23 protein-coding genes are annotated in these 23,991 nt (G+C 70.5%); 12 read left to right on the top strand and 11 right to left on the bottom strand.

The features are described 5' to 3' along the window. Positions 1-37 precede the first annotated feature (37 nt). Positions 38-1,264: a M20/M25/M40 family metallo-hydrolase gene (locus tag MYMAC_RS25485; RefSeq protein WP_013941728.1), complete on the bottom strand. Its 1,227-nt coding sequence runs from the start codon at positions 1,262-1,264 to the stop codon at positions 38-40. 304 nt (positions 1,265-1,568) lie between these two features. Here MYMAC_RS25485 and MYMAC_RS25480 point away from each other — a divergent pair, with 304 nt between their 5' ends. After that, complete coding sequence (locus tag MYMAC_RS25480) at positions 1,569-3,170, top strand: GMC family oxidoreductase (protein ID WP_095961681.1); 1,602 nt, start codon at positions 1,569-1,571, stop codon at positions 3,168-3,170. A gap of 3 nt (positions 3,171-3,173) precedes the next feature. On the opposite strand, the gene MYMAC_RS25475 is transcribed toward MYMAC_RS25480, so the two are convergent. Beyond that, positions 3,174-3,689, bottom strand: coding sequence for an OmpA family protein (locus MYMAC_RS25475; protein ID WP_095959971.1), 516 nt, complete (start codon positions 3,687-3,689; stop codon positions 3,174-3,176). Positions 3,690-3,935: 246 nt separating this feature from the next. Between MYMAC_RS25475 and dgt the strand changes: the two genes are divergently transcribed. Continuing rightward, positions 3,936-5,342 carry a dGTP triphosphohydrolase gene (dgt, locus tag MYMAC_RS25470; RefSeq protein WP_095959970.1) on the top strand — a complete coding sequence of 469 codons (1,407 nt, stop codon included), beginning with the start codon at positions 3,936-3,938 and terminating at the stop codon, positions 5,340-5,342. A 104-nt stretch (positions 5,343-5,446) separates the two neighbouring features. On the opposite strand, the gene MYMAC_RS37990 is transcribed toward dgt, so the two are convergent. The 4 genes from MYMAC_RS37990 to MYMAC_RS25445 form a co-directional block, all read right to left on the bottom strand. Then, positions 5,447-6,826, bottom strand: a complete 1,380-nt coding sequence (locus MYMAC_RS37990; protein ID WP_013941724.1) for a TetR/AcrR family transcriptional regulator — start codon at positions 6,824-6,826, stop codon at positions 5,447-5,449. Between the two features lie 340 nt (positions 6,827-7,166). Beyond that, a complete protein-coding gene (locus MYMAC_RS38735; RefSeq protein ID WP_420810051.1) occupies positions 7,167-7,436 on the bottom strand; it encodes a transposase in 270 nt (89 codons plus the stop codon). A gap of 291 nt (positions 7,437-7,727) precedes the next feature. Next, complete coding sequence (locus MYMAC_RS25450; RefSeq protein ID WP_095959969.1) at positions 7,728-8,114, bottom strand: helix-turn-helix domain-containing protein; 387 nt, start codon at positions 8,112-8,114, stop codon at positions 7,728-7,730. A 64-nt stretch (positions 8,115-8,178) separates the two neighbouring features. Next, complete coding sequence (locus MYMAC_RS25445) at positions 8,179-8,394, bottom strand: hypothetical protein (RefSeq protein WP_043711930.1); 216 nt, start codon at positions 8,392-8,394, stop codon at positions 8,179-8,181. 95 nt (positions 8,395-8,489) lie between these two features. On the opposite strand from MYMAC_RS25445, the gene MYMAC_RS25440 reads away from it, so the two are divergent. Further along, positions 8,490-9,164, top strand: a complete 675-nt coding sequence (locus tag MYMAC_RS25440) for an SOS response-associated peptidase (RefSeq protein ID WP_095959968.1) — start codon at positions 8,490-8,492, stop codon at positions 9,162-9,164. A 10-nt stretch (positions 9,165-9,174) separates the two neighbouring features. Here the strand turns inward: MYMAC_RS25440 and MYMAC_RS25435 are convergent, their stop codons facing one another. The 4 genes from MYMAC_RS25435 to MYMAC_RS25420 all read right to left on the bottom strand — a co-directional run bounded on the left by MYMAC_RS25435 (position 9,175) and on the right by MYMAC_RS25420 (position 12,303). After that, a complete protein-coding gene (locus MYMAC_RS25435; RefSeq protein ID WP_013941720.1) occupies positions 9,175-9,564 on the bottom strand; it encodes a DoxX family protein in 390 nt (129 codons plus the stop codon). Positions 9,565-9,624: 60 nt separating this feature from the next. After that, positions 9,625-9,960 (bottom strand): winged helix-turn-helix domain-containing protein, encoded by a 336-nt coding sequence (locus tag MYMAC_RS25430; protein WP_013941719.1) that lies wholly within the window; start codon positions 9,958-9,960, stop codon positions 9,625-9,627. Beyond that, a complete protein-coding gene (locus MYMAC_RS25425) occupies positions 9,957-10,634 on the bottom strand; it encodes a hypothetical protein (RefSeq protein WP_095959967.1) in 678 nt (225 codons plus the stop codon). Before MYMAC_RS25425 ends, MYMAC_RS25430 begins: the two co-directional genes overlap by 4 nt. Positions 10,635-10,788: 154 nt before the next feature. Next, positions 10,789-12,303 (bottom strand): Hsp70 family protein, encoded by a 1,515-nt coding sequence (locus MYMAC_RS25420; RefSeq protein ID WP_013941717.1) that lies wholly within the window; start codon positions 12,301-12,303, stop codon positions 10,789-10,791. Between the two features lie 236 nt (positions 12,304-12,539). Here MYMAC_RS25420 and MYMAC_RS25415 point away from each other — a divergent pair, with 236 nt between their 5' ends. The 3 genes from MYMAC_RS25415 (at position 12,540) to MYMAC_RS25405 (ending at position 14,521) form a co-directional block, all read left to right on the top strand. Then, entirely contained in the window at positions 12,540-13,271 is a 732-nt protein-coding gene (locus MYMAC_RS25415) for an AzlC family ABC transporter permease (RefSeq protein WP_013941716.1), read from the top strand. Continuing rightward, complete coding sequence (locus MYMAC_RS25410) at positions 13,268-13,576, top strand: AzlD domain-containing protein (protein WP_013941715.1); 309 nt, start codon at positions 13,268-13,270, stop codon at positions 13,574-13,576. The genes MYMAC_RS25415 and MYMAC_RS25410 overlap by 4 nt, the downstream gene beginning before the upstream one ends. A 153-nt stretch (positions 13,577-13,729) precedes the next feature. Next, the gene (locus MYMAC_RS25405; protein ID WP_239989009.1) at positions 13,730-14,521 is read left to right on the top strand and encodes a pesticin C-terminus-like muramidase; all 792 of its coding nucleotides are present in this window, start codon (positions 13,730-13,732) and stop codon (positions 14,519-14,521) included. Positions 14,522-14,667: 146 nt separating this feature from the next. Here the strand turns inward: MYMAC_RS25405 and MYMAC_RS25400 are convergent, their stop codons facing one another. Beyond that, positions 14,668-16,158, bottom strand: coding sequence for a sigma-54-dependent transcriptional regulator (locus MYMAC_RS25400; protein WP_095959965.1), 1,491 nt, complete (start codon positions 16,156-16,158; stop codon positions 14,668-14,670). 217 nt (positions 16,159-16,375) lie between these two features. Here MYMAC_RS25400 and MYMAC_RS25395 point away from each other — a divergent pair, with 217 nt between their 5' ends. From MYMAC_RS25395 to MYMAC_RS25370, 6 genes are read left to right on the top strand one after another with little or no spacing between them, the layout of a single operon-like run. Next, the gene (locus MYMAC_RS25395) at positions 16,376-17,125 is read left to right on the top strand and encodes an OmpA family protein (RefSeq protein WP_043711920.1); all 750 of its coding nucleotides are present in this window, start codon (positions 16,376-16,378) and stop codon (positions 17,123-17,125) included. A gap of 22 nt (positions 17,126-17,147) precedes the next feature. Continuing rightward, complete coding sequence (locus MYMAC_RS25390) at positions 17,148-17,582, top strand: chemotaxis protein CheW (RefSeq protein ID WP_170114769.1); 435 nt, start codon at positions 17,148-17,150, stop codon at positions 17,580-17,582. 3 nt (positions 17,583-17,585) lie between these two features. Further along, the gene (locus MYMAC_RS25385) at positions 17,586-17,957 is read left to right on the top strand and encodes a hypothetical protein (protein WP_043711916.1); all 372 of its coding nucleotides are present in this window, start codon (positions 17,586-17,588) and stop codon (positions 17,955-17,957) included. After that, positions 17,954-19,744 carry a methyl-accepting chemotaxis protein gene (locus MYMAC_RS25380; RefSeq protein ID WP_013941705.1) on the top strand — a complete coding sequence of 597 codons (1,791 nt, stop codon included), beginning with the start codon at positions 17,954-17,956 and terminating at the stop codon, positions 19,742-19,744. The genes MYMAC_RS25385 and MYMAC_RS25380 overlap by 4 nt, the downstream gene beginning before the upstream one ends. After that, on the top strand, positions 19,741-21,558 hold the full coding sequence (locus MYMAC_RS25375) for a methyl-accepting chemotaxis protein (protein ID WP_013941704.1): 1,818 nt from the start codon (positions 19,741-19,743) through the stop codon (positions 21,556-21,558). Before MYMAC_RS25380 ends, MYMAC_RS25375 begins: the two co-directional genes overlap by 4 nt. After that, the gene (locus tag MYMAC_RS25370; RefSeq protein ID WP_095959963.1) at positions 21,555-23,990 is read left to right on the top strand and encodes a hybrid sensor histidine kinase/response regulator; all 2,436 of its coding nucleotides are present in this window, start codon (positions 21,555-21,557) and stop codon (positions 23,988-23,990) included. Before MYMAC_RS25375 ends, MYMAC_RS25370 begins: the two co-directional genes overlap by 4 nt. Position 23,991 lies beyond the last annotated feature (1 nt).

Below are 23,991 nucleotides of genomic sequence, written 5' to 3'. Positions count from 1 at the left end.
CCCCGGCGCGTGTCGGGCGCCGGGGCCCCGGGCTTGTCTACTGGGCGGTGCCCTTGGCCAGCTCCGCGACGTAGGCCGCGGCGATCTTGGAGAACTTGAGCGCGTGCGCGGCGGTGCTGTCGGAGTTCGCCAGCGTGTCCCTGGGGGTGTGGATGTTGGGGTTCTTCTGACTGACGGTCCCCTCGAAGGGGATGGAGGCGGCGAAGCCCTGGTTGTGCCAGGAGGCGTGGTCCGAGCACCCATAGCCGCAGCTCGTGTTGGTGTACCTCACGCCGACGTACGTCGTTATCAGGTCGCGGAGGAACTGGTTCTGGCTGGCGTTCGTGTAGTCGGTGACGATGCCCACATCCGAGGTGGCGTTGGTGTGCTTGTAGTTCGTCATGTCGAGCTGCATCACGCCCACGACGCTGATGTTGGTGTTGTTCTTGTGCTCCAGGGCAATCTCCCGCGAGCCGCGCAGGCCCGTCTCCTCCGCGGCGTAGGCCATGAACTTCACCGTGCGCTGGGGCCGGAAGTCGTGGGCCATGGCGACGCGGATGACCTCGGTGAACGTCGCGATGCCGGACGCGTCGTCATCGGCGCCGGGCGCGGCGCTGGTGGAGCTGATGGAGTCCAGGTGGCCTCCCACCACGACGACCTCGTTGGGCAGCGTGGTGCCAGGGATGGTGAGGATGACCGAGGGCTGCCGCCAGCCCGTGTGCGTCCGGTACGCCACGGTGACGTCCGTGCGGCCCGCGCTGGTGGCGTAGCCCCGCCACTTCCCCAGGATGAGGGCCGCGGCGTTCACGCCACCGTCTGAGTTCTGGCTGCGTGTGGAGAAGGCGGACAGCTCGGCGATGGTGGTGCGGATGTTCGCGGCCGACAGCGCCCCCATCAGCGTGTTCACGGTCGCGGCGTTGGTGAGGGTGTAGCTGACGGCCTTCTGGGTCGCCTTGGGGGTGGCAGGCGTCAGGGACGCCAGGGCCTCCTCCCGCGTCTCGTAGGTGATGAAGCCCGCGCACCGGTCGAACTTCTCGTGCATCATCAGCGCCAGCCGCGACAACTGGGACTCCCTCACTTGGAACACGCCCGCGTGCTCCTGCTGAGAGAGGGCGGTGGGCACGCTCCAGCCTTCGGCGGCGAAGGTCTCCTGCATGGGTGCGATGGCGTCCGTGCCAATCGCAATCCAGACAGTCTTGTCGTCTGGTTTTGCCTTGGCGGGCTCGGCAAGGGCCAGGGGGGCGTTCAGCAGCAGCAACAGCGAGACCGGCATCCAGGTCTTCATCCGCATTGCTCCTCCAGGGGACGGCGTTGCGTCGCAGCTCGGGGATGGGCTGCGGCCGGGAGCCTCTGCTTTTCGCGGAAGAAAGGCTTACAAGGTGCAGTCTGGGGTGTGGGAAAGCGGACAGTGTCCGACGTCCCCGGGGCGCGTCACCTGGATGCCTTGGAAGGGGCAGGCGAGCGGTGTGTCAGCCGCCCGTCCCGAATCTCTGGCGCCAGGGGGCGCGTCCGCCTGACATAGAGTGGGTGCGCCCCGCGCCGCTCGCGGGGCATTCGCGGCGCGGACGCCGAGGGGAGGCAGGGTGGCCATGGACTGCGACTGGCTCATCATCGGCTCGGGGTTCGGCGGCAGCGTCAGCGCGCTCCGGTTGACCGAGAAGGGCTACCGCGTCGTGGTGTTGGAGAAGGGGCGGCGCCTGCGCGCCCCGGACTTCCCGAAGACGAACTGGGCGCTGAAGCGCTGGCTCTGGATGCCCACGTTGGGGTGGCGGGGCCTGTTCGAGATGACGTTCTTCCGTCACGTCACCGTGCTGTCGGGCGTGGGCGTGGGGGGCGGCTCGCTCGTGTATGCCAACACGCTCCCCATTCCCCGGGACGACTTCTTCCAGGCCGACTCGTGGGGGCACCTCGCCGCGTGGAAGGAGGAGCTGGCGCCGCACTACACCACCGCCCGGAGGATGCTGGGCGCCACGCCCAATCCCCTGCGCACCGTGCCGGACCAGGTGCTGGAGGACGTGGGCGCGGACCTGGGCCGCACGGACTTCCAGCCCACCACCGTGGCCGTGTACTTCGGCGAGCCGGGCGTCACCGTGAAGGACCCGTACTTCGACGGTGAGGGGCCGGACCGGACGGGCTGCAACGCGTGTGGCGGGTGCATGCTGGGGTGCCGCTTCGGCGCCAAGAACACGCTCGACAAGAACTACCTCCACCTGGCCGAGCGGCGGGGGCTCACGCTGCACGCGGACACCGAAGTCACGTGGGTCCGGCCGCTGCCGGAAGGGGGCTACGAAGTCGAGGCGCTCCACGGCGCCCGGCGCTTCTTCCGGAAGAAGGTGCGCTACACCGCGAAGCACGTCGTCTTCGCGGGGGGCGTGCTGGGCACGTTGGATTTGCTGTTGAAGTTGAAGGCGAGCCCGGACGGGCTGCCTCGCCTGTCGGACAGGCTGGGCGACGGCGTGCGCACCAACTCCGAGGCGCTGGTGGGCGTGGTGAGCGGCCGCAAGGAGCACGACTTGTCACGGGGCATCGCCATCGGCTCCATCCTGCACACGGATGCGCAGTCGCATCTGGAGCCGGTGCGCTACTCGGAGGGCTCGGGCTTCTTCCGGTTGCTGATGGCGCCGCAGGTGTCGGGGGCCACGGTGTTCCAACGCGTGACGCGGCTGGTGGGCTTGCTGGCGCGGCACCCGCTGCGCTTCCTCAAGGCGTGGTTCGTCCCGGACTTCGCGCGGCGGACGATGATCCTGCTCTACATGCGCACGCTGGAAGGGCACCTGCGGATGAAGCGCTCGCCCGGGTTGGGGCTGGGAACCACGCTTCAGGAGGGCCCGGCGCCGAGCGCCAACATGCCGGAGGCGTTCGACCTGGCCCGGCGTGTGGCGGACAAGCTGGACGGCTATCCGATGACCATCATCAGTGAGACGGTGCTGGGCATCCCGACGACCGCGCACATCCTGGGCGGCTGCTGCATGGGGGACTCGGCGGACACGGGCGTCATCGACTCGCGGCACCGCGTGTTCGGCCATGAGGGCCTGTACGTGGTGGACGGCTCGGCCATCTCCGCCAACCCGGGCGTCAACCCGTCGCTCACGATTACCGCGCTGGCTGAGCGAGCGATGAGCTTCATCCCCGCGGCCCGGACGGCGCCGCGGGAGGAGGTGGCCGAGGCTTCAAGCGCTCGCGCGAGCTGAAGGCTACAGCCGGACCTGGAGCTCGTAGCGGCGGTTCTTCGCCTTCTTGGCGGCGGTGTCGTCGGGCTTCACCAACGGCTTCGCGGAGCCGTGGCCCACGGCGATGATTTCGCTCCGGGGGATGCCGCGCGCGATGAGCTCCTTGACGATGGCCTCCGCGCGCTGCTCGCTGAGCGTCTTGTTCTTGGCCGCGTCACCGGAGGAGTCGGTGTGGCCGGAGACCTCGAACTTGTAGGACTTCACGCCCGCGGCGACGAGCTGCTTTTTGGCGTCGACGAGCGCGTTGGTCAGCTTCTTGAGCTTCGCGTCGCAGCCGGCTTCGAGTGTGGCGGTGCCCGTCTTGAAGCTGCACTGGTTCGCCCGGCCTTCGTCCATCAGCTTCGCGTTGACGCGCTTCTCCACGGCGGACTTGCCGGCGTTGCCCGCTGCCTTGGTGAGGGCGCCGAACCCGCTCTGTGCGGAGGCCACGCCGGGAAGGGTGAGCAGCGACACGGTGATGCACAGGGCCTTGAGCTTCATACGTGAGGACGCCTCCGGTGATTGGGCGGGTTTCGCCGAGGGGGAGGCTGCCCGGCGGCAGGGGCGGCGTCCAGCGGCGCGGTGTCTCATGGGACGGGCGCCGGGGGCCCGTCCGCCCGGCTGGTAAAACTTGCCTCGGTGCGTGAGGGGGGCAGCATGTCACGCCGGGTCCCTTCGCACAGTGAGGCAGGCGTGAGCAGCAGCAGTCGAACCGAGCGTTGGTGGCAGCTCCTGTCGGGTTACCGGGTGGGCTCGGACAAGAAGCCGGCGGAGGCGCCGGCGCCCGTCCCGAGCGACATGGACGCGCTGCTTCAGGACGAGCGGACCGATTACGACCGGGACTATGACCGCATCGTCTTCTCCGCGGAGTTCCGCTGCCTGCATGACAAGACGCAGGTGTTTCCGCTCTCCACGAGCGACTACACGCGCACGCGGTTGACCCACAGCATCGAGGCGTCCTGTGTGGGGCGCTCGCTGGGGGCGCTGGCGGGGCGCGGGTTGGCGGCGCGTGGCGTGGATGTGAGCCCTTCGCATCTGGGCACGATTGTCGCGGCGGCCTGCCTGGCGCATGACATCGGGAATCCGCCCTTCGGACACTCGGGCGAGGCGGCCATCCAGCATTGGGTGTCGCAGCGACTGGTGCCCCCGGACGGCCGGCCGAGTCCGTTCGAGACGCAGGCGCAGTGGAAGGACCTGGAGTCTTTCGAAGGCAACGCGCAGGGCTTCCGCATCCTCAACCGGCTTCAGTCGCGCGAGCGGCGGGGCGGCTTGCGCTACACGGCGGCGACGCTGGGGGCGATGAGCAAGTACCCGCGCGCGTCGGTGCTGCCGGATGGGCGGGGGCGGGACAAGGCGCGCGTGTCGGAGAAGAAGTTTGGTTACTTCCAGGATGATGAGGCCCTGGCGCTGGAGACGTATCGCGCGTTGGGGTTGGTGGAGCGCGAGCCTGGCGTGTTCTCCCGGCACCCGCTGGCGTTCCTCGTCGAGGCGGCGGATGACATCTGCTACGCGGTCATCGATCTGGAGGACTCAGCGAAGCTGGGGCTGGTCCCCATCAAGGATGCGTGTGAGCTGCTGGACGCGGTGTTGCCCAGGCCCGTGACGGGGCCCGTGCGCCCGCCGCCGTCGCACCTGGAGACGCGGTTGGCGCAGGCGCGAGCGCGGGCCATTGGCGAGCTCATCCAGGCGTGCGTGAAGGTCTTCCTGGAGAACGTGGAGGCGATGGAGGAGGGGCAGTGGGAGACGCCGCTGGCCTCCGCGCGGGATGACGTGAAGAAGCCGCTGGATGCCATCCGCAACCTGACGCGGCGCTACGGCTATGAGAGCGAGCGCGTGCTCCAGATTGAGAGCGCGGGCTTCAAGACGCTGGGCGGCTTGCTGGACATGTTCGCGATGGCGGTCGTCACCGATACGCCGAACCGCGAGGAGAAGAAGCTGCGGCAGTTGCTGCCACCGGACCTCTTCCAGCGTCCGGAGTTCGCCCGGGAGGCGGCGGCGGAGTCCGCGTCGAGGGATGAAGTCATCACCGAGGCGGTGGCCCGGCTGTCGAAGTACCAGCGGCTGCTCTGCGTGACGGACTACATCTCGGGGATGACGGACGGCTTCGCGGTGGAGCTGTTCCAGCGGCTGTCTGGCATCAAGCTGCCGACGTGATGAGGCCCGGGAGACGGGGCTTCATCGGCATGTCCGGCTGTCGCGCCGTGTTGCTGTTTCGAGCGGCACGACGCTCGTCTGCCGCCGCTGGGCTGCAGTCAGGATCAATCCCCCGCGACGGCAATCTGCCAGTCGCCTTCGGGGGTGATGCCCACGCGCAGGCCAAGGTAGGCCCCATGGTCCTTCATCCCCGCAATCTCCGCCTCTGAATAGATGCCTTTGACGGCACCCCAATCCTTGTCGGACGTCGCGCCGGTGACGTGGACCGCCGGCCAGAAGTAGAGATTGCCCTGCTTCGCGTAGGGCAGGTTCAGGACCTGGACGATGCGGGCCAGATCCGGGTTGCCCAGCTTCTCCGCAGCGCGCCAGTACTCCCCCGCGTCGGTGCTGTCGCCGAAGGTGAACCGCACGGCCTTGCCATTCTCGTCCGCCAGCGTGTTGAGCGCCGTGTAATCACAAGCCACCGCGGCGGCGACGATGCGCTGACGCATCGACTCCACGGGCGCCGGCAGCGCGGGAGTGGCAGGCTCCACACGAGGAGACAACTTCGCCGCGGAGCAGGTGCCCTTCTCCGCAGCCGGCGCATTCGTGTATTCGCCCACGCCCGAGTCGGCATTTGCTGTCGCCGAGCCCGGCACCGCGGCATCCAAGCCACCAGCGCCCTGTGGCTCCGTGCTCGGGGCGGGAGGTGGCGTCTGGGCTTTGCCAGTCGGCGCGGAAGCAGCAGCCGCGGCGGCGGCGGCACCGGAGTCGACTCCGGCAGCGGGGCTGGAGCTCCGCTCGGTGCAGGCGGCGAGCGAGACGGCGACACAGAGGGAGAGCAGTGAAGTCCGGTTCATGGCGCACCCGTTGTAGTCCAGCCGACAGGCGGAGGGCGCCGGTTTCCGTGACTCATTGCCGGGCGCCTCCGGAGCGAGCGCCCGCCAGAGGGCCTCTCCGGTAATCTGGACGTCTTCTTCACGCATCCCCTCGCCCTGGCCCGCCCGGCGCACGAGCTCCGCCAGGACTCCCCACACCATGCACTCGTGAATCCACGTGCGCCCCTTTGGGAAGGCTCCCTCCCGCTCGCCATGTTCGAGCACCTCCAGCACCTGCGCGCGCGTCCGCCCGTCATGCTCCCCCGGCGTGTCCGCGTCTGGATGGGGGTGGAGGAAGGTGAAGCCCACGAGGTGGGGCTGCAACAGCGCCCAGGTCGCCAGCTCGCGCCAGAAGGCGAGGAAGACGTCGCGAAATCCCTGCCTCAGCGGGTCGCCATCCGCCATCTGGTAGGCGACGAAACAGGCATAGGACAGGTCGCGCTCGGTGAGGGTCCGTATCGCCCTCGCGATGCCCTGCTTGCTGCCGTAGTAGCGGTACAGCGAGCCCACCGAGAGCCGCGTGGCACGGGCCAGCTCCGCGGCCCGCACGTTGTCCAGACCCCGCTGGGCCAGCAACTCCGCCGCGTCACACAACCTGGATTCGCGCAACTGCGCCAACGTGTACATCCGCCCTCCCCCGTCCACCCCTGCGCCACGACGCCTTCAGTGACGTTCGTGCGACGATGACCTATCTACAAGGTGGGTCTGACATGGCCGAACGCGCGGGGTGCAGCGAGTCCTGAGGCCTGAGTCGCCCCCCTTGGCAGCGCTCTCGCGCTGGAATGAACGTTCCTTCCAGGACGACAGGCTCCGGCAGCGGGAGCGGCCGGGGCGCCAGGCCCAAACGCCGCTGGCTCGGCAACGAATTCGTTGCGCTTGAGGCCACGCCGCGACCGGAACGCACGGTTCCTGCTCGACGGCGGGCAGGGCCAGCCAGGCTCGAAGCAACGGCAACTGATAGCGCAGCTCATATGGAATGAGCGACGGAGTCACCGCAGTGGGCGAACCAGCCCGCTGCGTCGCCTGGAGAGATTGCCGCCAGGGCGAGCTGGATGCCCTGGTGCAGGGCGGAGCGGGTACGAAACCGCCACTTGCGCAGCAGCGCCTTGACCTTGCTCCATGCCAGCTCGATGGGGCTGAAGCCGGGACGATAGGGAGGTAGGAAGACGACCCGGGCGCCGCGCGATTCGATGACGTCGATGAGCGCTCGGCGCTTATGGCGGCCAGATTGTCCCAGGCGGCCACCTGGCCAGGCTCGAGAATAGGCACCAGGTGCTCCAGGACGAAGCGGCCCCAGGTTTCCAGTCTGGTGCCTCTCTCGAATTCAACATGGGCTTTGATGCCTTGGGGCGTCAGCGCGCCGAGTACCGTGGTCACGCAACCGCGGTTGCGCGGCACCGCCTCGCCCATCAGGCGCTCTCCGGCCGGCGCCCGCCCATGCGTGAGAGTCATGTCGGTGCGGCTGCCCATCTCATCCACTACGACGAGCGTGTCGGGCGCCACCAGCCGCATGCCCAGCGCAGGGCTTCTACGGCCTGGGTGTCGCGCTCGGTCGCGTGGCGGGACTTCGTTTACGCGTCAACCCCATGCGCCGCAGCGCTCGATTCACCGTGGTGTGGTTGATGGCGCACCCGGCGCGTACCGCATCGACGCGTGCCAACTCCTCATCGGTGGCGTCGGGACGCTCGCACACCAGCCGCCGCGGCACTTCTTCGCCCGTCGCATCCACCTTGCGAGGGGCCCCACCCCCATGGGGACGCGCACGGACGCTGCCGGTTGCCTCGAAGCGAGCGATGTAGCGACGCACCGTGGCATGGCCGAGCATGAGGCGACGGGCGATGGCACTCTTGCCCTCGCCCTCTTGCCTGGCGGCGACGACACGCTCGCGCAGGTCGAGCGAACGGGGAGTGGACATGGCAGGCGGCACCTCCTTACGCCATCAACAACCTCCGCCTGCTCCCTTCATCTGCACCCCGCTATCAGCCGCCGCCTTTGGGTGACTCGATGACGACAGCGAAGGGGTCGAAGGGCCGGTCGTCCTTCTTCTTCGGGGCGTTCGGCATGCCGAACTCGCCGGTGGGGTGCTCGGGCCGGACCGACGTGTACGGGTCGATCTTCACCGGAACGCCAAACACCTTCGGGTTCTTCTTGGGCTCGGAAGGCTTGCCGAAGTTGGAGCCGGAATTTTCGCTCATGCCGTTCATGCTACCGCAGCGGCCACCTGCCTGTTCGCCCGCCCCGGAAAGCGTCTTCTTGGGCAATCGCCCGGCCAGGGCGATACTCCCTGCCCATGTGTGGCCGTGTCACCGTCCGAACCTCTCCTGAGCAGATTGTCACCGGGCTGGGCCTCGCGGGCATCCGCACCGCCGTGGAACGGCCGCGCTTCAACCTGTGCCCCACGCAGTTGATGCCGGTGGTGACCAATGATGGCGCGCGGATGCTGGATGCGTTCCGCTGGGGGCTCGTCCCGTCGTGGGCGAAGGACCCCGCCATTGGCAACAAGCTCATCAACGCCCGGGGCGAGACGGTGGCGGAGAAGCCCAGCTTCCGCTCCGCGCTCAAGCGCCGCCGCTGCCTCGTGGTGGTGGACGGCTGGTACGAGTGGAAGCAGTCCACGAAGCCGAAGACGCCGTACCACTTCCACCGCAAGGACGGGCAGCTCCTGACGCTCGCCGGGCTCTGGGAGGAGTGGACCGCGCCCGACACCGGCGAGGTGCTCAACACCTGCACGCTCATCACCACTGGCCCCAACGCGCTGATGGCGCCCATCCATGACCGGATGCCCGTCATCCTCGCGCCGGAGGCCCAGGAGGTGTGGCTGCGTCCGGAGCCGCAGGAGGCCTCGGTGCTGCTGCCGCTGCTGGTGCCGTGCGCCGAGGAGTCCCTGGACGCCTACGAGGTGTCGCGCGTGGTGAACTCGCCCGCGAACGACACCCCGGCCTGCGTGGAGCGCGTGGCCGCCTGAGCCACGCGGCTCAGGCGCGGCGGCGGACCTTCGCGTCCAGGCTCCACGGCCCCGCGCCGATGAGCGCGATGGCCGCCATGACGGCCAGGTAGAGCAGCGCCAGCTCCATGCGGCCGAAGGGGTCCGCGCGGTGCCGGTACAGGGCCACCACCATGGTGAAGCCCGCCATCGCGGCCGCTGGGCGCGTGAAGAGGCCCACGGCCACCAGCAGCCCGCCCAGGAACTCCGCCAGCGTGGCGCACCAGGCGAAGAAGGTCGGGAACGGGAAGCCGAGCTGCGCCACGCCCGCCGCGAACCTGCTCATGTCGCCGGTGAGCTTGGGCAGGCCGTGCCCCAGCGCCAGCGAGAGACCGAACACCACGCGGATCAGCGTCAAACCCACCGCGGACTTACCCACCATGCCGTGTACCTCCCCAGGTTGCCCGCGCATCCTCTCACGGCGGCGCGAGCCGGGAGCGTCCTACCCGCTGCCTTCCTCGGGAGCCCAGCCCTTGGCCCGGCTGCGCAGCTTTTCGAGCTGCTCCCAGTGCTGCTCGATGGCCTCACGCCCCGTGCCCGTGATGCGCAGCAGGGTGTGCGGCGTCTTGCCCTTGAACTGCTTCTCCACGGAGATGAAACCGGCCTCCTCCAGCTTGGACAGGTGGCTGGACAGGTTGCCCTTGGAGAGGCCCGTGAGACTCTGGAGGTAGAGGAAGTCCGCGCTGTCGCAGGCGGACAGCGCCGTGAGGAGCGACAGCCGGGCGGGCTCGTGGATGAGCCGGTCCAGCGTGGCCAGTTGCTCGAACGGGGCCTTCATCCCGCCGCTCCCAGCTCCGCCGCGTCGGCGGGCGCGGGGCTCAGCGCCTGGACGAGCAGGCGGTGGTCCAGAACCGCCAGCGCCGTGAGCGCCACGCCCCAGGCGGCGTGGAAGGTCACCAGGTCACACCGGATTGTGGAGGCCGCGTCCCCCGCGTGCAGCCAGCCGCACAGCGGATTGAGCCCGAGCGCATGCAGCGCCGCGACGAGGAGCATGGCGCCCGCGATGGGAGGGTAGTGGGGGACGAAGCGGCCAATGGCCGCCCAATAGGCCAGCAGGGCCGCCGCGCTGACCGCGAGCGCTCCGCTCACGGGGAAGCCCGTACCCGCGCCGTCAAACCCCAGCGCCACCAGGCCGAAGGCCAACGCCAGGCCCACCACCGCGAAGAGGACCGTGAGCCGCAGCCGCGTCTGTTTCATGACCGCGCTGGGCCGCACCTCGCCGAACCGGCGCTGGTAGTAGCCGCCTGCCAGGGGATAGAGCACCAGCGTGGCCACCATGCCCACCGCCAGCGCGATGGCGCCCACGGCCGCGGGTGTGCCTCCGTCGGGGGGCAGCAAGGCCAGCCACAGCGCGAAGCCCGCCAGCAAGACGCCGAAGGGAAGGAACCGCAGTCCCTGGAGCCAGTCGTAGTACCGCGTCACGAATTGGATGCGCTGGAGCCGTTCGTCCATGACTGTGCCTCGCTGGGGCAGACAGGTTTGTGCTGCAGACCGGTCGAGGAGTAACCGGGCGTTCGGTCCCTGTCAATGACTGGTTTGCGGTGCAGACCATGCCTGTCCGGAGCCATGCCCCCAGTGGCGGGGGGGCGGCCACGGACGGCTCGGCTCAAGCGGAGCGCTTGGGCGCGCGCATGTCGCTGATGGTCAGCGGATGGCGGGCGCCCTGGGGTGACACGAGCGCGGCGCCGAGGACGAAGTCCTGGCCCATGCGGAGCTCCAGCGTGGTGGGGCCCTTGTGGGTGGTGCGCCAGTCCAGCTCGACGCGGACGGTGCCCAGCAGCTCGCGGTCCACGGTGGTGGTGTCCAGCGCCTCGAAGAGGGCGATGGAGAGCGGCCCGGGAATCATGGGCAGCTCCAGCGTCACGGACTTCGTCGCGGGCACGGGGGTGTTGGCGGGGATGACCTCGTGCTGGGCGCCGCCGGGGACCATGATGCTGATGGGCATGGGCACCACGTCCGCCAGGCCGGTGATGCCGCGCGCCAGGTTCCGTCCGAGGATGGCCGCGCCCACCGCGACGCCGAGCTCCGGGTGGACCTCCTTGTCGGAGGACAGCCGCTTGAAGTGGGAGAAGCGCTGCCGGATGGCGGGCATGCGCGTCTGGCCGCCGACCAGGACGAGCTCGTCAATCTGGTCAGGCTTGAGCTGCGCGCGCTCCAGCACGTCGTCGCAGGCGGAGGCGGTGCGCTCGATGAGCTGGAACACCATCTCCTCCAGCCGCTTGCGGGTGAGCGTGTAGTCGAAGTCGATGAAGCCGCCGTCCTTCTGGGCGATGCACGGCACGCGCAGCACGGTGGCGTCGCGCTGGCTCAGCGACATCTTCGCGGACTCGGCGGCGAAGACGAGCCGCTGCATCACCACCTTGTTCCCGCGCAGGTCGATGCCGTGCTTCTGCTGGAAGTCGTCCACCAGCATCTCCACGATGCGCTCGTCGAAGTTGGCGCCGCCGAGGAAGGCGTCACCGCCGGTGGACAGCACCTTCACGACCTTGTTCTGCACCGCGAGCAGCGTGGCGTCGAAGGTGCCGCCGCCCAGGTCGAACACCATCACCGTCTGCTCGGGGTTGCGCAGGTTGGCGTAGTAGAGCGCGGCGGCGGTGGGCTCGTTGATGATGGCGCGCACCTGGAGGCCGGCCTGCTCCGCGGCGTGGCGGACCGCGGCGCGCTGCCGGCTGCTGGCGTGCGCGGGCACGGTGAGCACGCACTCGCGGAAGGGCGTGCCGGCGGCGTGGTTCGCCAGCGTGAGGATCTGCTTGATGATGAGGTGCGCCACGTCCGTCAGGGACGTCTGCTTCCCGTACATCGTCACGGCCGTGTAGCCGTCCTCGGCCTCGACGAGCTCGAAGGCGTACTTGTCCTTGTGCTGGGTGACGTACTCGGACTGGAAGCGGCGGCCCAGGAAGCGCTTGGCGCCGAAGACGGTGTGGCGCGGGTCGTCGATGATCTGCCGCCGCGCGGCGTGGCCGACGATGGCCTTGTCCGCCGCGTGGAACCACACGACGGAGGGCAGCGTGACGCTCTTGTCCGTCACGGGAACGACGCGGAGCTTGCCGGCCTTGTCGAAGAAGGCCGCGGCGGTGTTGGTGGTCCCGAAGTCGATGCCAAGGATGGAGCCGGTACTCATCACCGCGGACTCTCCCACGTCCCGTGGGCTCGTTCAGCCCCCGAAAGTGGCTCCGGTGTCAGCGCGGGTGGGTCACTTGAAGCCCGGTCGCTCTTCGCTTCACTCCGTGGCGGCGGTGCGCGGTGACGGGCAGTAGAAATGTGCCGCTGGGTGGGCGAAGCGCGCACGCGAGGGCTGGGTGGCTCGTGTGGGTTCGCCGTTGACCGGCCGCGGGCGCCGTTCCATGGATGCGCGCCATGGGGCATGTGGATCGGCCGTTGATTCGGGACGTCGCGGCGGTGGCCGCCGCCTCGGGGGTCGTCGGGGCGTCGTTCGGGGCCATCGCGGTGGCCTCGGGGTTGTCGGTGTGGCTGGCGTCGGCCATGTCGTTGTTCGTGTTCGCGGGCGGCGCGCAGTTCATGGCCGTGGGCGTGGTGGCGGGTGGTGGCAGTCCCGTGGCCGCGGTCATCGCGGGACTGCTGCTCAACGCCCGGCACCTGCCGTTTGGAATGACGGTGGCCGACGTGCTCGGCGCGCGGTGGCCCACGCGCCTGCTGGGGGCGCACCTGATGGTGGATGAGTCCGTGGCGTTCGCGCTCGCACAGGCCTCGCCGGAGCGCCGGAAGGCCGCGTATTGGCTGTGCGGTGGCGCGTTGTTCATCGCCTGGAACGTGGGGGTCCTCGTGGGAGCCCTGGGCGGAAGGGCCCTGGGCAATCCCGACGCCATCGGGCTCGACGCCGCGTTTCCGGCCGGGATGCTGGCCCTGTTGCTCCCGTCATTGACGGCGCCCGCCAGGCGGACGGAGACCGAGCCCACGGCGGATGGCGCGCTGGAGGCCGAGCGTCTCCACGAGGCCCAGGTGGCCGCGGCCCGGGCGCGCCGGGTGGCCGGATTCGCCGCGGTCATCGCGCTGGCCACCACGCCGTTTCTTCCCGTGGGAGTCCCCGTGCTGCTCTCGCTCCTCGCTGTCGGCGTGGCGCTGAAATGACGCTCCTTCCGATTCTGGTGCTCGCGGCGGGGACCTACGCCTTCCGGCTCGCGGGGCCGCTGCTCAGTCAGCGCATGACGCTGTCCGCGCGCGTCCAGGGGCTGCTGACGCTCTGCGCGATTGCCCTGCTCACCGCGCTGGTGGCCACCGCCACGCTGACGGCGGCCGGGGGCTTCGCGGGCTGGGCCCGGCCGGCGGGGGTGCTCGCCGGGGCCCTGATGGCCTGGCGGAAGCTGCCCTTCGTGGTGGTCGTCGTGGGGGCCGCGGCCGTTACAGCTTTGTTGCGAATGGCCGGTATCGGTTGAATTCAGGTGAAATCACGCACTGCGTCTTGATGGAGGGGAATGTGGGTGGCAGGGTCCGCACGGATAGTCGAATTTTTCCGGACTCAGTGAGGAATTGCCATGACTGGAATCGATCGTTCTTCGTCTTCGAGAAGCTCCACGCGGGAATCGAGTGTGTCCCGTTCGGAGTCCACCCGTAGCGTCCGGAACGAGACGACCCGGCGGGAGGACGCGCGCGAGCCTGAGAAGCGTCAGCCCAAGGGTTACTCGATGCGGGACGGCTTCGACGCGCGGCCGGCCCATCAGACGAACCAGCGACAACCGGCCGCCGAGGCCGGGGGCGTGCGTGCGGAACGCGAGGCTCCCGCCGCCGCGACGGAGCCGGACGTCGACTGGGACTTCATTGCCGAGCGCGAGGGCCGGTCGGTCCAGGATGGCTACGTCCCGGACCCGACGGGCAGCAAGAGCGGCGTCACCGTGGCCACGGGCGTGGACCTGGGTGCCCGGGACATGGGGGACCTGGACCGGCTGGGGCTCTCCGACGCGCTGAAGACGAAGCTGGAGCCCTACCTGGGCCTGCAGGGGCAGGAGGCCGCGGACTTCCTGGAGAACAACCCGCTGAACCTGACGGCGGACGAGGTCAAGGAGCTGGACCGGGCCGTGAAGGGCGAGGCGCTGGACAACATCGTCAATGAGTACAACACCGAGGTCGAGCGCCTGAACGCCGCGGACGGCGGGAGCCGGCCGAAGTTCGCCGAGCTGCCCCGGGAGATGCAGACGGTGATTGCCTCCGTGGGCTTCCAGTACGGCTCGCTGAAGTCGGAGACGCCCAACTTCTTCGCGCAGGTGACGGAGCAGCGCTGGGAGGACGCGAAGGCCAACCTGGAGGACTTCGGCGACCGCTATTCGACGCGCCGGGGTATCGAGGCGGAGCTGCTGGGGCAGGGCATCGCGAACCTGAGCTGAGCCGCGGGTGGCAAGCGAGGCCCGGAGCGCGGCGGAGACGCCGGGGCTCCGGGGCCGCGCCCGGCTTCGCAGGCCAGGGGCGGGTGTGTTTGGCTTTGAGTGGCTGGGGGGGCTGGCAATGCCGCGCTTCCCGCGCCCCCTCTGAACTACGACTCTGAACTCCCCCGGCGCAAGCCGAGCGCCTTCATCTTCTTGTAGAAGTGCCCCCGCTCCAAATCCAGCAGCCGCGCGGCTTCCGTCACGTTGTCATGTGTATGGGAGAGCACGTGCAGGATGATCTCCCGCTCCGCGTCCTCCACCTGCTCACGGAACGTCTTGTCCGCGCGGGGCCGGAAGCCCACGGGCGCGGGAGGCTCGGCCGCAACGGGCGCTGCAATCGCGGGCGCGGGCGTGCTGGACGCGAGCGCCACGGCCGCCTCGGTGGGCGGCGGGGGGCTCGAGGGCGCCTCCACGGGAGCGGGCGGCGGCACGTTCCGTCCCCGGGGCAGCAGCTCCAGCGCGTCCGTCCGGCTGACGACCGGGCCTTCACACAGGATGGCCAGGCGCTCCACCAGGTTGCGCAGCTCGCGCACGTTGCCGGGGTAGTCGTAGGCGCTCATCACCGCCAGCGCGTCGGGTGACAGCGCCAGCGGCCGGCGGCCGTTCTTGGCGCAGGCCTCGTCGAGGAACGTCTTGATGAGGTCCGGCAGGTCCTCGCGCCGCTCGCGCAGCGGGGGCGCGTGAAGCTGCACCACGTTGATGCGGTAGTAGAGGTCCTCGCGGAAGCGCCCGGCGGCGATCTCCGCCTCCAGGTTCTTGTTCGTCGCGGCGATGACGCGCACGTCCACCTTGTGCGTCTCCGCGCCGCCCACGCGCTCCAGCTCGCCCTCCTGGAGCACGCGCAGCAGCTTGGCCTGCATGGCCTGCGGCATGTCGCCAATCTCGTCCAGGAACAGCGTGCCCTCGTGGGCCAGCTCGAACTTGCCCCGCCGCACGCTCACCGCGCCGGTGAAGGCGCCCTTCTCGTGGCCGAACAGCTCGCTCTCGATGAGCTCGTGCGGCACCGCCGCGCAGTTGAGCTTCACGAAGGGCTGCCCCTTGCGCTTCGAGTGCTGGTGCAGCGCCCGCGCGATGAGCTCCTTGCCCGTGCCGTTCTCCCCGGTAATCAGCACCCGGCCCTCGGAGGGCGCGGTGCGCTGGATGAGCGAGAAGATGCGCTGCATGGCCGGGCCGCTGCCCACCATGTCATAGCGGCCGAGCTGCGCCCGCAGCTCCTGGAGCTCCGCCATGGCCGCCTGGTGCTTGAGCACGTTGCGCAGCGCCACCAGCAGCCGTTCCCGGGCAATTGGCTTTTCCAGGAAATCCCTGGCTCCCAATTGGGTCGCCTTCACCGCGGTGTCGATGGTGCCGTGCCCGGACATCATGATGACGGGCAGCTCCGGCTTGAGCTCGGTGAGCTTCGCCAGCGCCGTGAGGCCGTCCATGTCCGGCATCTTCACGTCCATCAGCACCGCGTCCACCGGACGGGCGCTGACGACATCCAGGGCCACCTGCCCGCTGTTGGCCAGGTGTGTCTGATACCCCGCGAGCTGGAGCGACTGGCTCAGGGTGAGGAGGATGTTCTTCTCGTCATCGACGATGAGGACAGAGGCGGGCATGACGGGCTTTCCCCGAGGTGGCGCGTGGTCGCGCTCACACGCGGGTCAATCGTGACAATCTCACGGAAAATATTTGGACATTCAAGGGTTTCGGCGACCGGAGGGGGTGTCCGGGGAGGGACAAATGTTTTGACTCACCCCCGCCACTGAGACTACACGCCACCCACTACCCCGCGGGCGCGGGCGCGTTTTCGACGACAGGATTCTGGAGGAAATAATGCGTCAGATTTCCCTTTTGGCGGGGCTCTCCCTCGCCGTCGCCATCATGGGCGGCTGCACCCCTTCGTACCCGAAGTGCAACGAGGACGAGCACTGCGCTGAGAAGGGTGAGGTCTGCGTCCAGGGCCAGTGCCAGGAGTGCGCCACGGATGCCAACTGCCAGGAGGGATTCACCTGCCAGGCGAACAAGTGCGCGCCCAAGCCGCCGGAGTGCACCACCGACAGCGCCTGTGGCGCTGGCCGCATCTGTGAGGCCGGCAAGTGCGCCGAGGCCCAGTGCCAGGAAGACACCCAGTGCCCGGGCGGCGGCAAGTGCGAGTCCGGCCGTTGCCAGGCCCCCGAGAACACCTGCGCCTCCAGCGCCGACTGCGGCGAGGGCCAGGAGTGCCAGGCCGGCCAGTGCGTGACGGCCGCCGCGGACCGCTGCGACTGGAGCCCCATCCCGTTCGGCTTCAACGAGTCCGGCCTGTCCGCGGACGCGCAGCAGCGCCTGTCCGACCTGGCCCAGTGCCTCAAGACGGAGTCCGGCCGCGTCACGCTGGCCGGCCACGCCGACGAGCGCGGCACCGAGGAGTACAACCTCCAGCTCTCCAACCGCCGCGCGGCGTCCGTCAAGCGCTACCTGACGGACCTGGGCGTGTCGGGCAGCCAGCTCAGCACGGTGGGTTATGGTGAGACCCGCCCGGCGAACTCCGCTTCGTCCGAAGAGGCGTGGTCCGAGAACCGCCGCGTCGAGTTCCAGCGCTAGTCTGAGGTAGGCTGCGCGGGTGATGGCCGTCCAAGAGCCGGAAGCGCGTCAGTCCTATCTCGTCTTCGCCTGTGGCAGTAGCTGGTATGCGGTACCCGCGGAGAGCGCGGCGGAGGTCGTGACCTTCCCCGAGCTCACGCGGGTGCCCGGCGCGCCAGCCCACCTGCTGGGCGTGTTCGCGCACCGGGGTGAAGTCATCCCGGTGGTGGACATGGGCCTGCTGGTGGGCGGCGTCAGTCAGGGCTCCCGGAGGGCGGTGCTGGTGCGCCTGCCGCGGGGGACCCTGGCCCTCACGGCCAGTACGGTGGCCGGCGTCTCCCCGGTGACGGGCACGCTGGAGCCCCTGGGCCCCACGGGCGTCCACGTCCACCTGCGCGGCCCCGCCAAGAGCGGCCCCCGGGACGTGGCCGTCATCGACCCGGAAGGACTCTTCGACCACCTCAGCCAGGGGGCTTGAGTCATGGAGCCGCCGGGCCACGTCCGGGGAATGCTCCTGTGCCATGCCGGTCCCCACCGGCTCGCCTTCCAGGCGCACGAGGTGGCCTCCATCGCGTCGCCCTCCGGGCACGCGGCGGCCTCCGCGCGCCGGGCCTTTCATGAAACGGACGGCGCGTCCCGCGTGCTGGTGTCCGCCTCGGGCGGCGCGGTGGGCGTGGACACGCTGGAAATCGACGCGGAGCCGCGCCCGGTGCTGCCCGCGCCGCCGGTGACGGTGCGGGCGTCGGGCGGCAGCCTCCGGGGCTTCGTCCTGGCGCGGGGGCTGCTGTGGCCCCTGGTGGGGCTGGCGGACTTCGAGCGCTTCCTGCGCGGGCATTCAGGGGAGGGCGCATGACGGTGCCCATGGGGTTGAGGGGGCTGGCGCGGTGGACCGCGCGCCCCGCGTTGCTGGGCAGCTCCGTGGGCGCGGCGCTGGTGGTGCTGCACTGCCAGCTCACCGACACGGTGCCCGAGGGGACGTGGGGGCCCTTCCTGCTGCTCATGGGCGTGGCCCTGTCGCTGGCGGTGTGGTTCACCGGCGTGCACGGCCGGCGCGCCCTGCGGGTGCTGTACGCGCTGGGCGAGGGGCGGCTGCCCACCACCCACGAGGCCCTGCTCAAGGCGATGCTGGAGGCGCGCGCCTTCCCGGAGCGGAGCTTCGCCTTCGTCCTCCAGTGCTGGCTGGTGGCCTCGCTGGGCGTGGCGCTGGTCTTCGTCCCGCTGGTGGGCGGGACGTGGGTGCTGGGGCTGCGGCTGGTGATGATGGGCCTGTTCCTGGGGCCGCTGAGCGCGCTGTTCGTCTACCTGATGGTGGCCCGCCGCGCCCGCAGGGCGGTGGAGCAGGTGGCGGCCCAGGGCCTGGCGCCGCTGGAGGTGGTGGCCACGGCGCCGCCCCGGCGGCTGCACCTCCGCCGACGGATGGTGCTGTTCACCGCCATCGCGGTGCTCAGCCCGTCCTTCTTCATCCTCGACGCGTCGGTGACGCGGGCCATGGACGCGGTGGACGCGATGGTGGGCGCGCCGGAGTCGCTCCAGCGCCAGGTGGCGGGCCACGCCAGCGCGACGCGCGGGCTGGCGGTGGCCGGGCTGGTGGCGGTGCTGGTGATGGTGACGGCCTACGTGGGCGGCGCCGTCATCGCCGAGCCGCTGCGCTCGATTACGGAGGACGCCACGCGCATCGCCCAGGGCGACTTCCGCCCGCCGCGCATCATCGCCGCGGAGGACGAGGTGTGGGCCACCTCCGCCGCCTTCGCGCAGATGCAGACGCAGCTCGGCCAGGCGCTGATGCAATTGCGGCGCGCGGGCCTGCAAATCTCCACCACCACCGAGCAACTGGTGGCCACGTCCGGTGAGCAGGAGTCCGGCGCGGACGAGCAGTCCGCCTCGCTCAACGTGACGAGCGCCACCACCGAGGAGCTGGCGCGCTCGGCGCAGCAGATCGCCGGCAACGCGGAGTCGGTGTCCGCCATCGCGGAGACGACCTTCGCCGCCGCGCAGACGGGCCAGCGGGGCGCCGCCGCCTTCCTGGGCGCGATGCAGCGCATGAAGGAGGACAACCAGGCCATCGCGGACGCGGTGGTGCGGCTCAACAAGCGCGTGCAGCAGATTGGCAAGGTGGTGGAGTTCATCAACGAGATCGCCGACAAGTCGGACCTGCTGGCGCTCAACGCGGAGCTGGAGGGCACCAAGGCCGGTGAGGTGGGCCGGGGCTTCTCCCTGGTGGCCGCGGAGATGCGGCGCCTGGCGGAGAACGTCATCCGCTCCACCAAGGCGATTGAGCAGCTCATCGCGGAGATTCGCGACGCCACCCACGCCGCCGTGATGGCCACCGAGGCCGGCTTGAAGACGACGGACGCGGGCACGGTGCTGGCGGCGCAGGTGGATGAGAGCCTGAGCCTCATCCTGGAGCTGGCCCGGCAGACGTCCCACGCGGTGCGCAGCATCTCCCTGGCCACGCAGCAGCAGCAGACGGGCACCGACCAGCTCGCGGCCGCCATGGGCGACATCCTCCGCGTCACCGAGCAGAACTTCGCGGCCACCAAGCAGATGGCCGCGGCCAACGCCGACCTGTCCACGCTGGCGCGCGACCTGAAGGACGCGGTGGAGCGGTTCCACGTCGTCGGGCCGGGAGGTGACGCGTGAGCGCCCGGAAGGGGCCCCGGCGGGCCTCCTTCAGCCGGCACCTCATGGCGCCCGTGCCCCTGGCCAACCTGGTGGGGGCGGCGCTCAGCCTGCGCTTCGCCTCGCTCACCCTCGCCGAGCGGCTGGAGGGCCGGTTGGGGCTGCTCGGGGTGCTGGGCGGTGTGCTCTGCGTGACGGCCCTGGTGTCAGGGGCCGCGGTGTCCCTGGGCCGGCAGCGCACCCTGCGCGGGCTGGAGCGGGGGGACGTGCCCACCACGCCGCGGACGCTGGCGTCCGCGGTGGCGGAGGTGACGCGCGCGCCCGACGAGGCCTTCCTCGGCTCGCTGGGGTTGTGGCTGGTCACCACGCTGGCGCTGGGCCTGTGCATGTGGCTGGGCGTGGGCGTGGAGCTGGCGGTGGCCGCGCGCATCGCCTCGCTGGGGCTGCTCTTCGGCCCCCTGACGGCGCTGCTGGTGCACTGCCTCATCGTCCTGCGCTCGCGCCGGGTGGTGCTGTGGCTGGCGGAGCTGGGCATGACGCACGCGCAGCTCATCGACGCCATGCCCCGGCGCGCGGAGCTCCGCGCGCGGCTGGCGGCCTTCGCCTTCGTGGCGGTGATGACGCCCGCGGTGCTGTCCGCCCAGCTCTCGTACGCGTTGAGCCAGCGCATCTTCAACCGGCTCATGGCGGAGCGGGACGTCAGCCGTCAGTTGATGCTGGCGCAGGAGCTCCGGATGGAGGCGCTGACCGAGGGCGCCGGGCTGGTGCTGCTCGTCTTCGCGCTGGCGCTGACGGCCGCGTACCTGGGCGGCACCATGCTGGGGCGGCCCCTCCGGGAGCTGTCGCGCGAGGCCAGGCGCATCGCCGAGGGCGACCTGGCCAGCCCGCGCGTGGTGCCCGCGGAGGACGAGGTCTGGGACGTGTCCGCGGCGTTCACCACCATGCGCGCGCACCTGGCGGACGTGATGTCGCAGTTGCAGCGCGCGGGCGCGCAGATTTCGGCGACCACGGAGGAGATCCTCACCACGTCGGGCCGCTACGAGGCGGGCGCGACGGAGCAGGCCAGCTCGCTGGACGAGACGAGCGCGACCACCGAGGAGCTGGCGCGTTCGGCGCGGCAGATCGCGGAGAACGCGGGCTCGGTGGCGGAGATTGCCCAGCGCACGCTGGGCGCGGCGCAGCAGGGGCAGGGGAGCGCGGAGGACTTCCTGGGCTCCATGGCGCGCATGCGCCAGGACAACGGCGCCATCTCCTCGGCCGTGGTGCGGCTCAACAAGCGCGTGCAGCAGATTGGAAAAATCGTCGAGTTCATCAACGGCGTGGCCGACAAGTCGGAGCTGCTGGCGCTCAACGCGGAGCTGGAGGGCACCAAGGCCAGCGAGGTGGGCCGGGGCTTCTCGCTGGTGGCCGCGGAGATGCGGCGCCTGGCGGAGAACGTGCTGGAGTCCACGAAGGAGATTGAAGGCCTCATCGAGGAGGTGCGCGAGGCCTCCGCCGCGGCCGTGTCCGCCACCGAGGGCGGCGTGCGCGCGGTGGAGACGGGCACCACGCTGGCGCAGCAGGTGTCCGAGTCGCTGCGGCAGATTGTCGACCTGGCGGGGCAGACGTCCTACGCGGTGCGCAGCATCTCCCTGGCCACGCAGCAGCAGCAGCAGGGGACGGACCAGCTCGCCGACGCCATGGCGGACATCCTCCGCATCACCCAGCAGAGCCTCAACGCCACCAAGCAGGTGAGCACCGCGAACACGGACCTGCTCGTGCTCGCCAGGGATTTGCAGGGCGTGGTGGAGCGCTTCCAGATTGGCCAGGAGCCGCTGGGGGAGGAGGGCGGGTGAACCCGAGCGAGCGCCTGCTCAGGCAGTTCCGGGACCTGGTGACGGTGCGCCTGGAGCGCATCACCCGGTCCTTGATGGAGCTGGAGGCCGGCGCCAGCGCGGAGGCGGGGCGGGGCGTGCTGCGGGAGCTGCACGGCTTGAAGGGCGAGGCCCGGATGATGGGCTTCGATGACATCAACGTGCTCGTGCACGAGATGGAGGAGCTGGTCCGCTGCACCGAGCCCCTGCGCTACGCGCTCTCCCCCGCGTCCACGGACGCGTTGCTCACCACCGCGGACGCCGTGCTCGTGTTCTCCGGGACGCAGACCGCCGAGGAGCCGCCGCCCGCGGTGGAGCGGCTCGTGGCGTGGCTGCAGGAGTGCATCCGCTCCGAGTCGGTGCGCCTGCCGGCCGGGAGCGCCGTGCCCGCCGCTGGGAGCACGGCGAGTCCGGAGGTGGCTCCGCCTGCTGGGGGCGGCGCTGCGAGCGGTGCGAGGCCCCAGGCCGGCGCTTCCTCTTCGACACCCACGAAGCCCTCCGCGCATGGGAGCCCGGCCGCGTCTCCGGGGCGGCTGTTGACGGTCCCCGTCGTGGAGGGGAGCCGGCCCTCCGTGGCTTCTCCGGGGCGGGACAGTGGCTTCGTGGCGGGCGCGGTCGCTTCGTCCAAGGCGGGGGGTGGACTGACCTCCGGAGCGGGCCTTCGTGCCACCTCCGCTGCCCCAACGGCGCAGGGCGCCACCGTCTCCCGTCAACCCGAGCCCCGCCCGGACACCACGGTGCGCATCGGCGTGGAGAGCCTGGACCTGCTCACCAGCGCCGTCACCAACCTCACGCAGGTGGCGCGGCGCCGGGAGCTGGCCAATGCCCGCCGGCTGGCCCTGGCTCGCGAGCTGAGTCAGCTCGCCCGCGAGGCGGAGGACCTGGGGCCCGCGGGCGCGGCGCTGGCGGCGCGGCTGGGCTCGGCGAAGGAGATGGCCGCCGTCCTCCACCGGGAATCGAAGCTGCTCTCCAACGCGGAGCTGCGCGACCTGGGCATGCTGGTGGAGGAGGTGCAGACGCTGCGCATGCTGCCGCTGTCCGTCCTCTTCGAGCCCTATCCCCGCATGGTGCGCGACCTGTCCCGCGCGCTGGGCAAGGAAGTGGAGCTCGTCGTCGACGGCGAGGACACCCGCGCCGACCGGGCGGTGGTGGAGGCGCTGCGCGAGCCCTTGATGCACCTGGTCCGCAACGCCCTGGACCACGGCCTGGAGACGCGGGTGGACCGGGTGACGGCGGACAAGAACCCGCGCGGCTGCCTCACGCTGCGCGCGTCCCGCGAGGGCAACCGCATCATCCTCCGCGTGGAGGATGACGGCATGGGCGTGGACCCCGTCCAGCTCCGCAAGGTGGCCGTGCGCCGGGGCGTGCTCGACGAGAGCGCGGCCAATGCCCTGTCGGACGCGGCGGCTCGCGAGCTCATCTTCCTGCCGGGCTTCACGTCCCGGGAGGTCGTCACGGACCTGTCGGGTCGGGGCGTGGGGCTGGACGCGGTGCGCGCCTCCATCCAGGGGCTGGGCGGCGACGTGGGCGTGGAGTCGGCGCCGGGGTGGGGCACCATCTTCGAGCTGCGCGTCCCCGTCTCCCTCACCGTGGCCCCGCTGCTCTTCATCCAGGTGGGCCCGGAGACGCTGGCCCTGAGCGCCACGCACGTCTCGCGGGCCCTGAAGGTGGACCCCGCGGACCAGTGCGAGGTGGCCGGCCGGCCTTCGCTCCTGGTGGAGGGCCGGGTGTTGCCGCTGGCCCCGATGGCGTCGCTGTTGGGCCTGGAGGCGCCTCGGACGGCTCGGGAGGGCGAGCTGGCCCTGGTGGTGAAGAGCCAGAGCGGCGCGGCGGCGCTGGTGGTGGACCGCGTCCTGGAGGAGCGGGTCCAGGCCATCCTCCCCCTGAAGGGCATCCTGGGCCGCTTCGGCCACCTCACGGGGGCCACGTCCCTGGCGGACGGGCGGCTGGCCATGGTGCTGTCGGCGGCCTTCCTCACCGCCAGCGCCCACCATGGCAACACCCTGCCGCGTCCGGCCCCGTCGGAGGCGCCCGCCCCCGAGGTCCGGCGCCGGCGCATCCTGGTGGTGGACGACTCGCCCCTCACCCGGGAGCTCATCGCCAATCTGCTGGAGGCGGTGGGGTATGACACCGTCATCGCCTCGGACGGCGCGGAGGCCCTGGAGGTCCTGGACGCGCGCCCCTTGGACCTGGTCGTCACGGACCTGGAGATGCCGGGCGTGGACGGGCTGGAGCTGGCCCGGCGCCTGAAGGGGCACCCCGTCCATTCAAGGCTCCCGGTGGTCATCCTCACCACGCGAGGAGGGGAGGACGACCGGCGGCGGGGGCTGGCCGCGGGGGTGGACGGCTACATCACCAAGGGCGACCTGGTGCGCCAGGACCTGGTGGACGTGGTGCGGCGGCTGCTGGGCTGAA

It is taken from the genome of Corallococcus macrosporus DSM 14697, assembly GCF_002305895.1.
Taxonomy (GTDB): Bacteria; Myxococcota; Myxococcia; order Myxococcales; family Myxococcaceae; genus Myxococcus; species Myxococcus macrosporus.
This window is presented reverse-complemented; position numbering and strand designations above follow the sequence as displayed.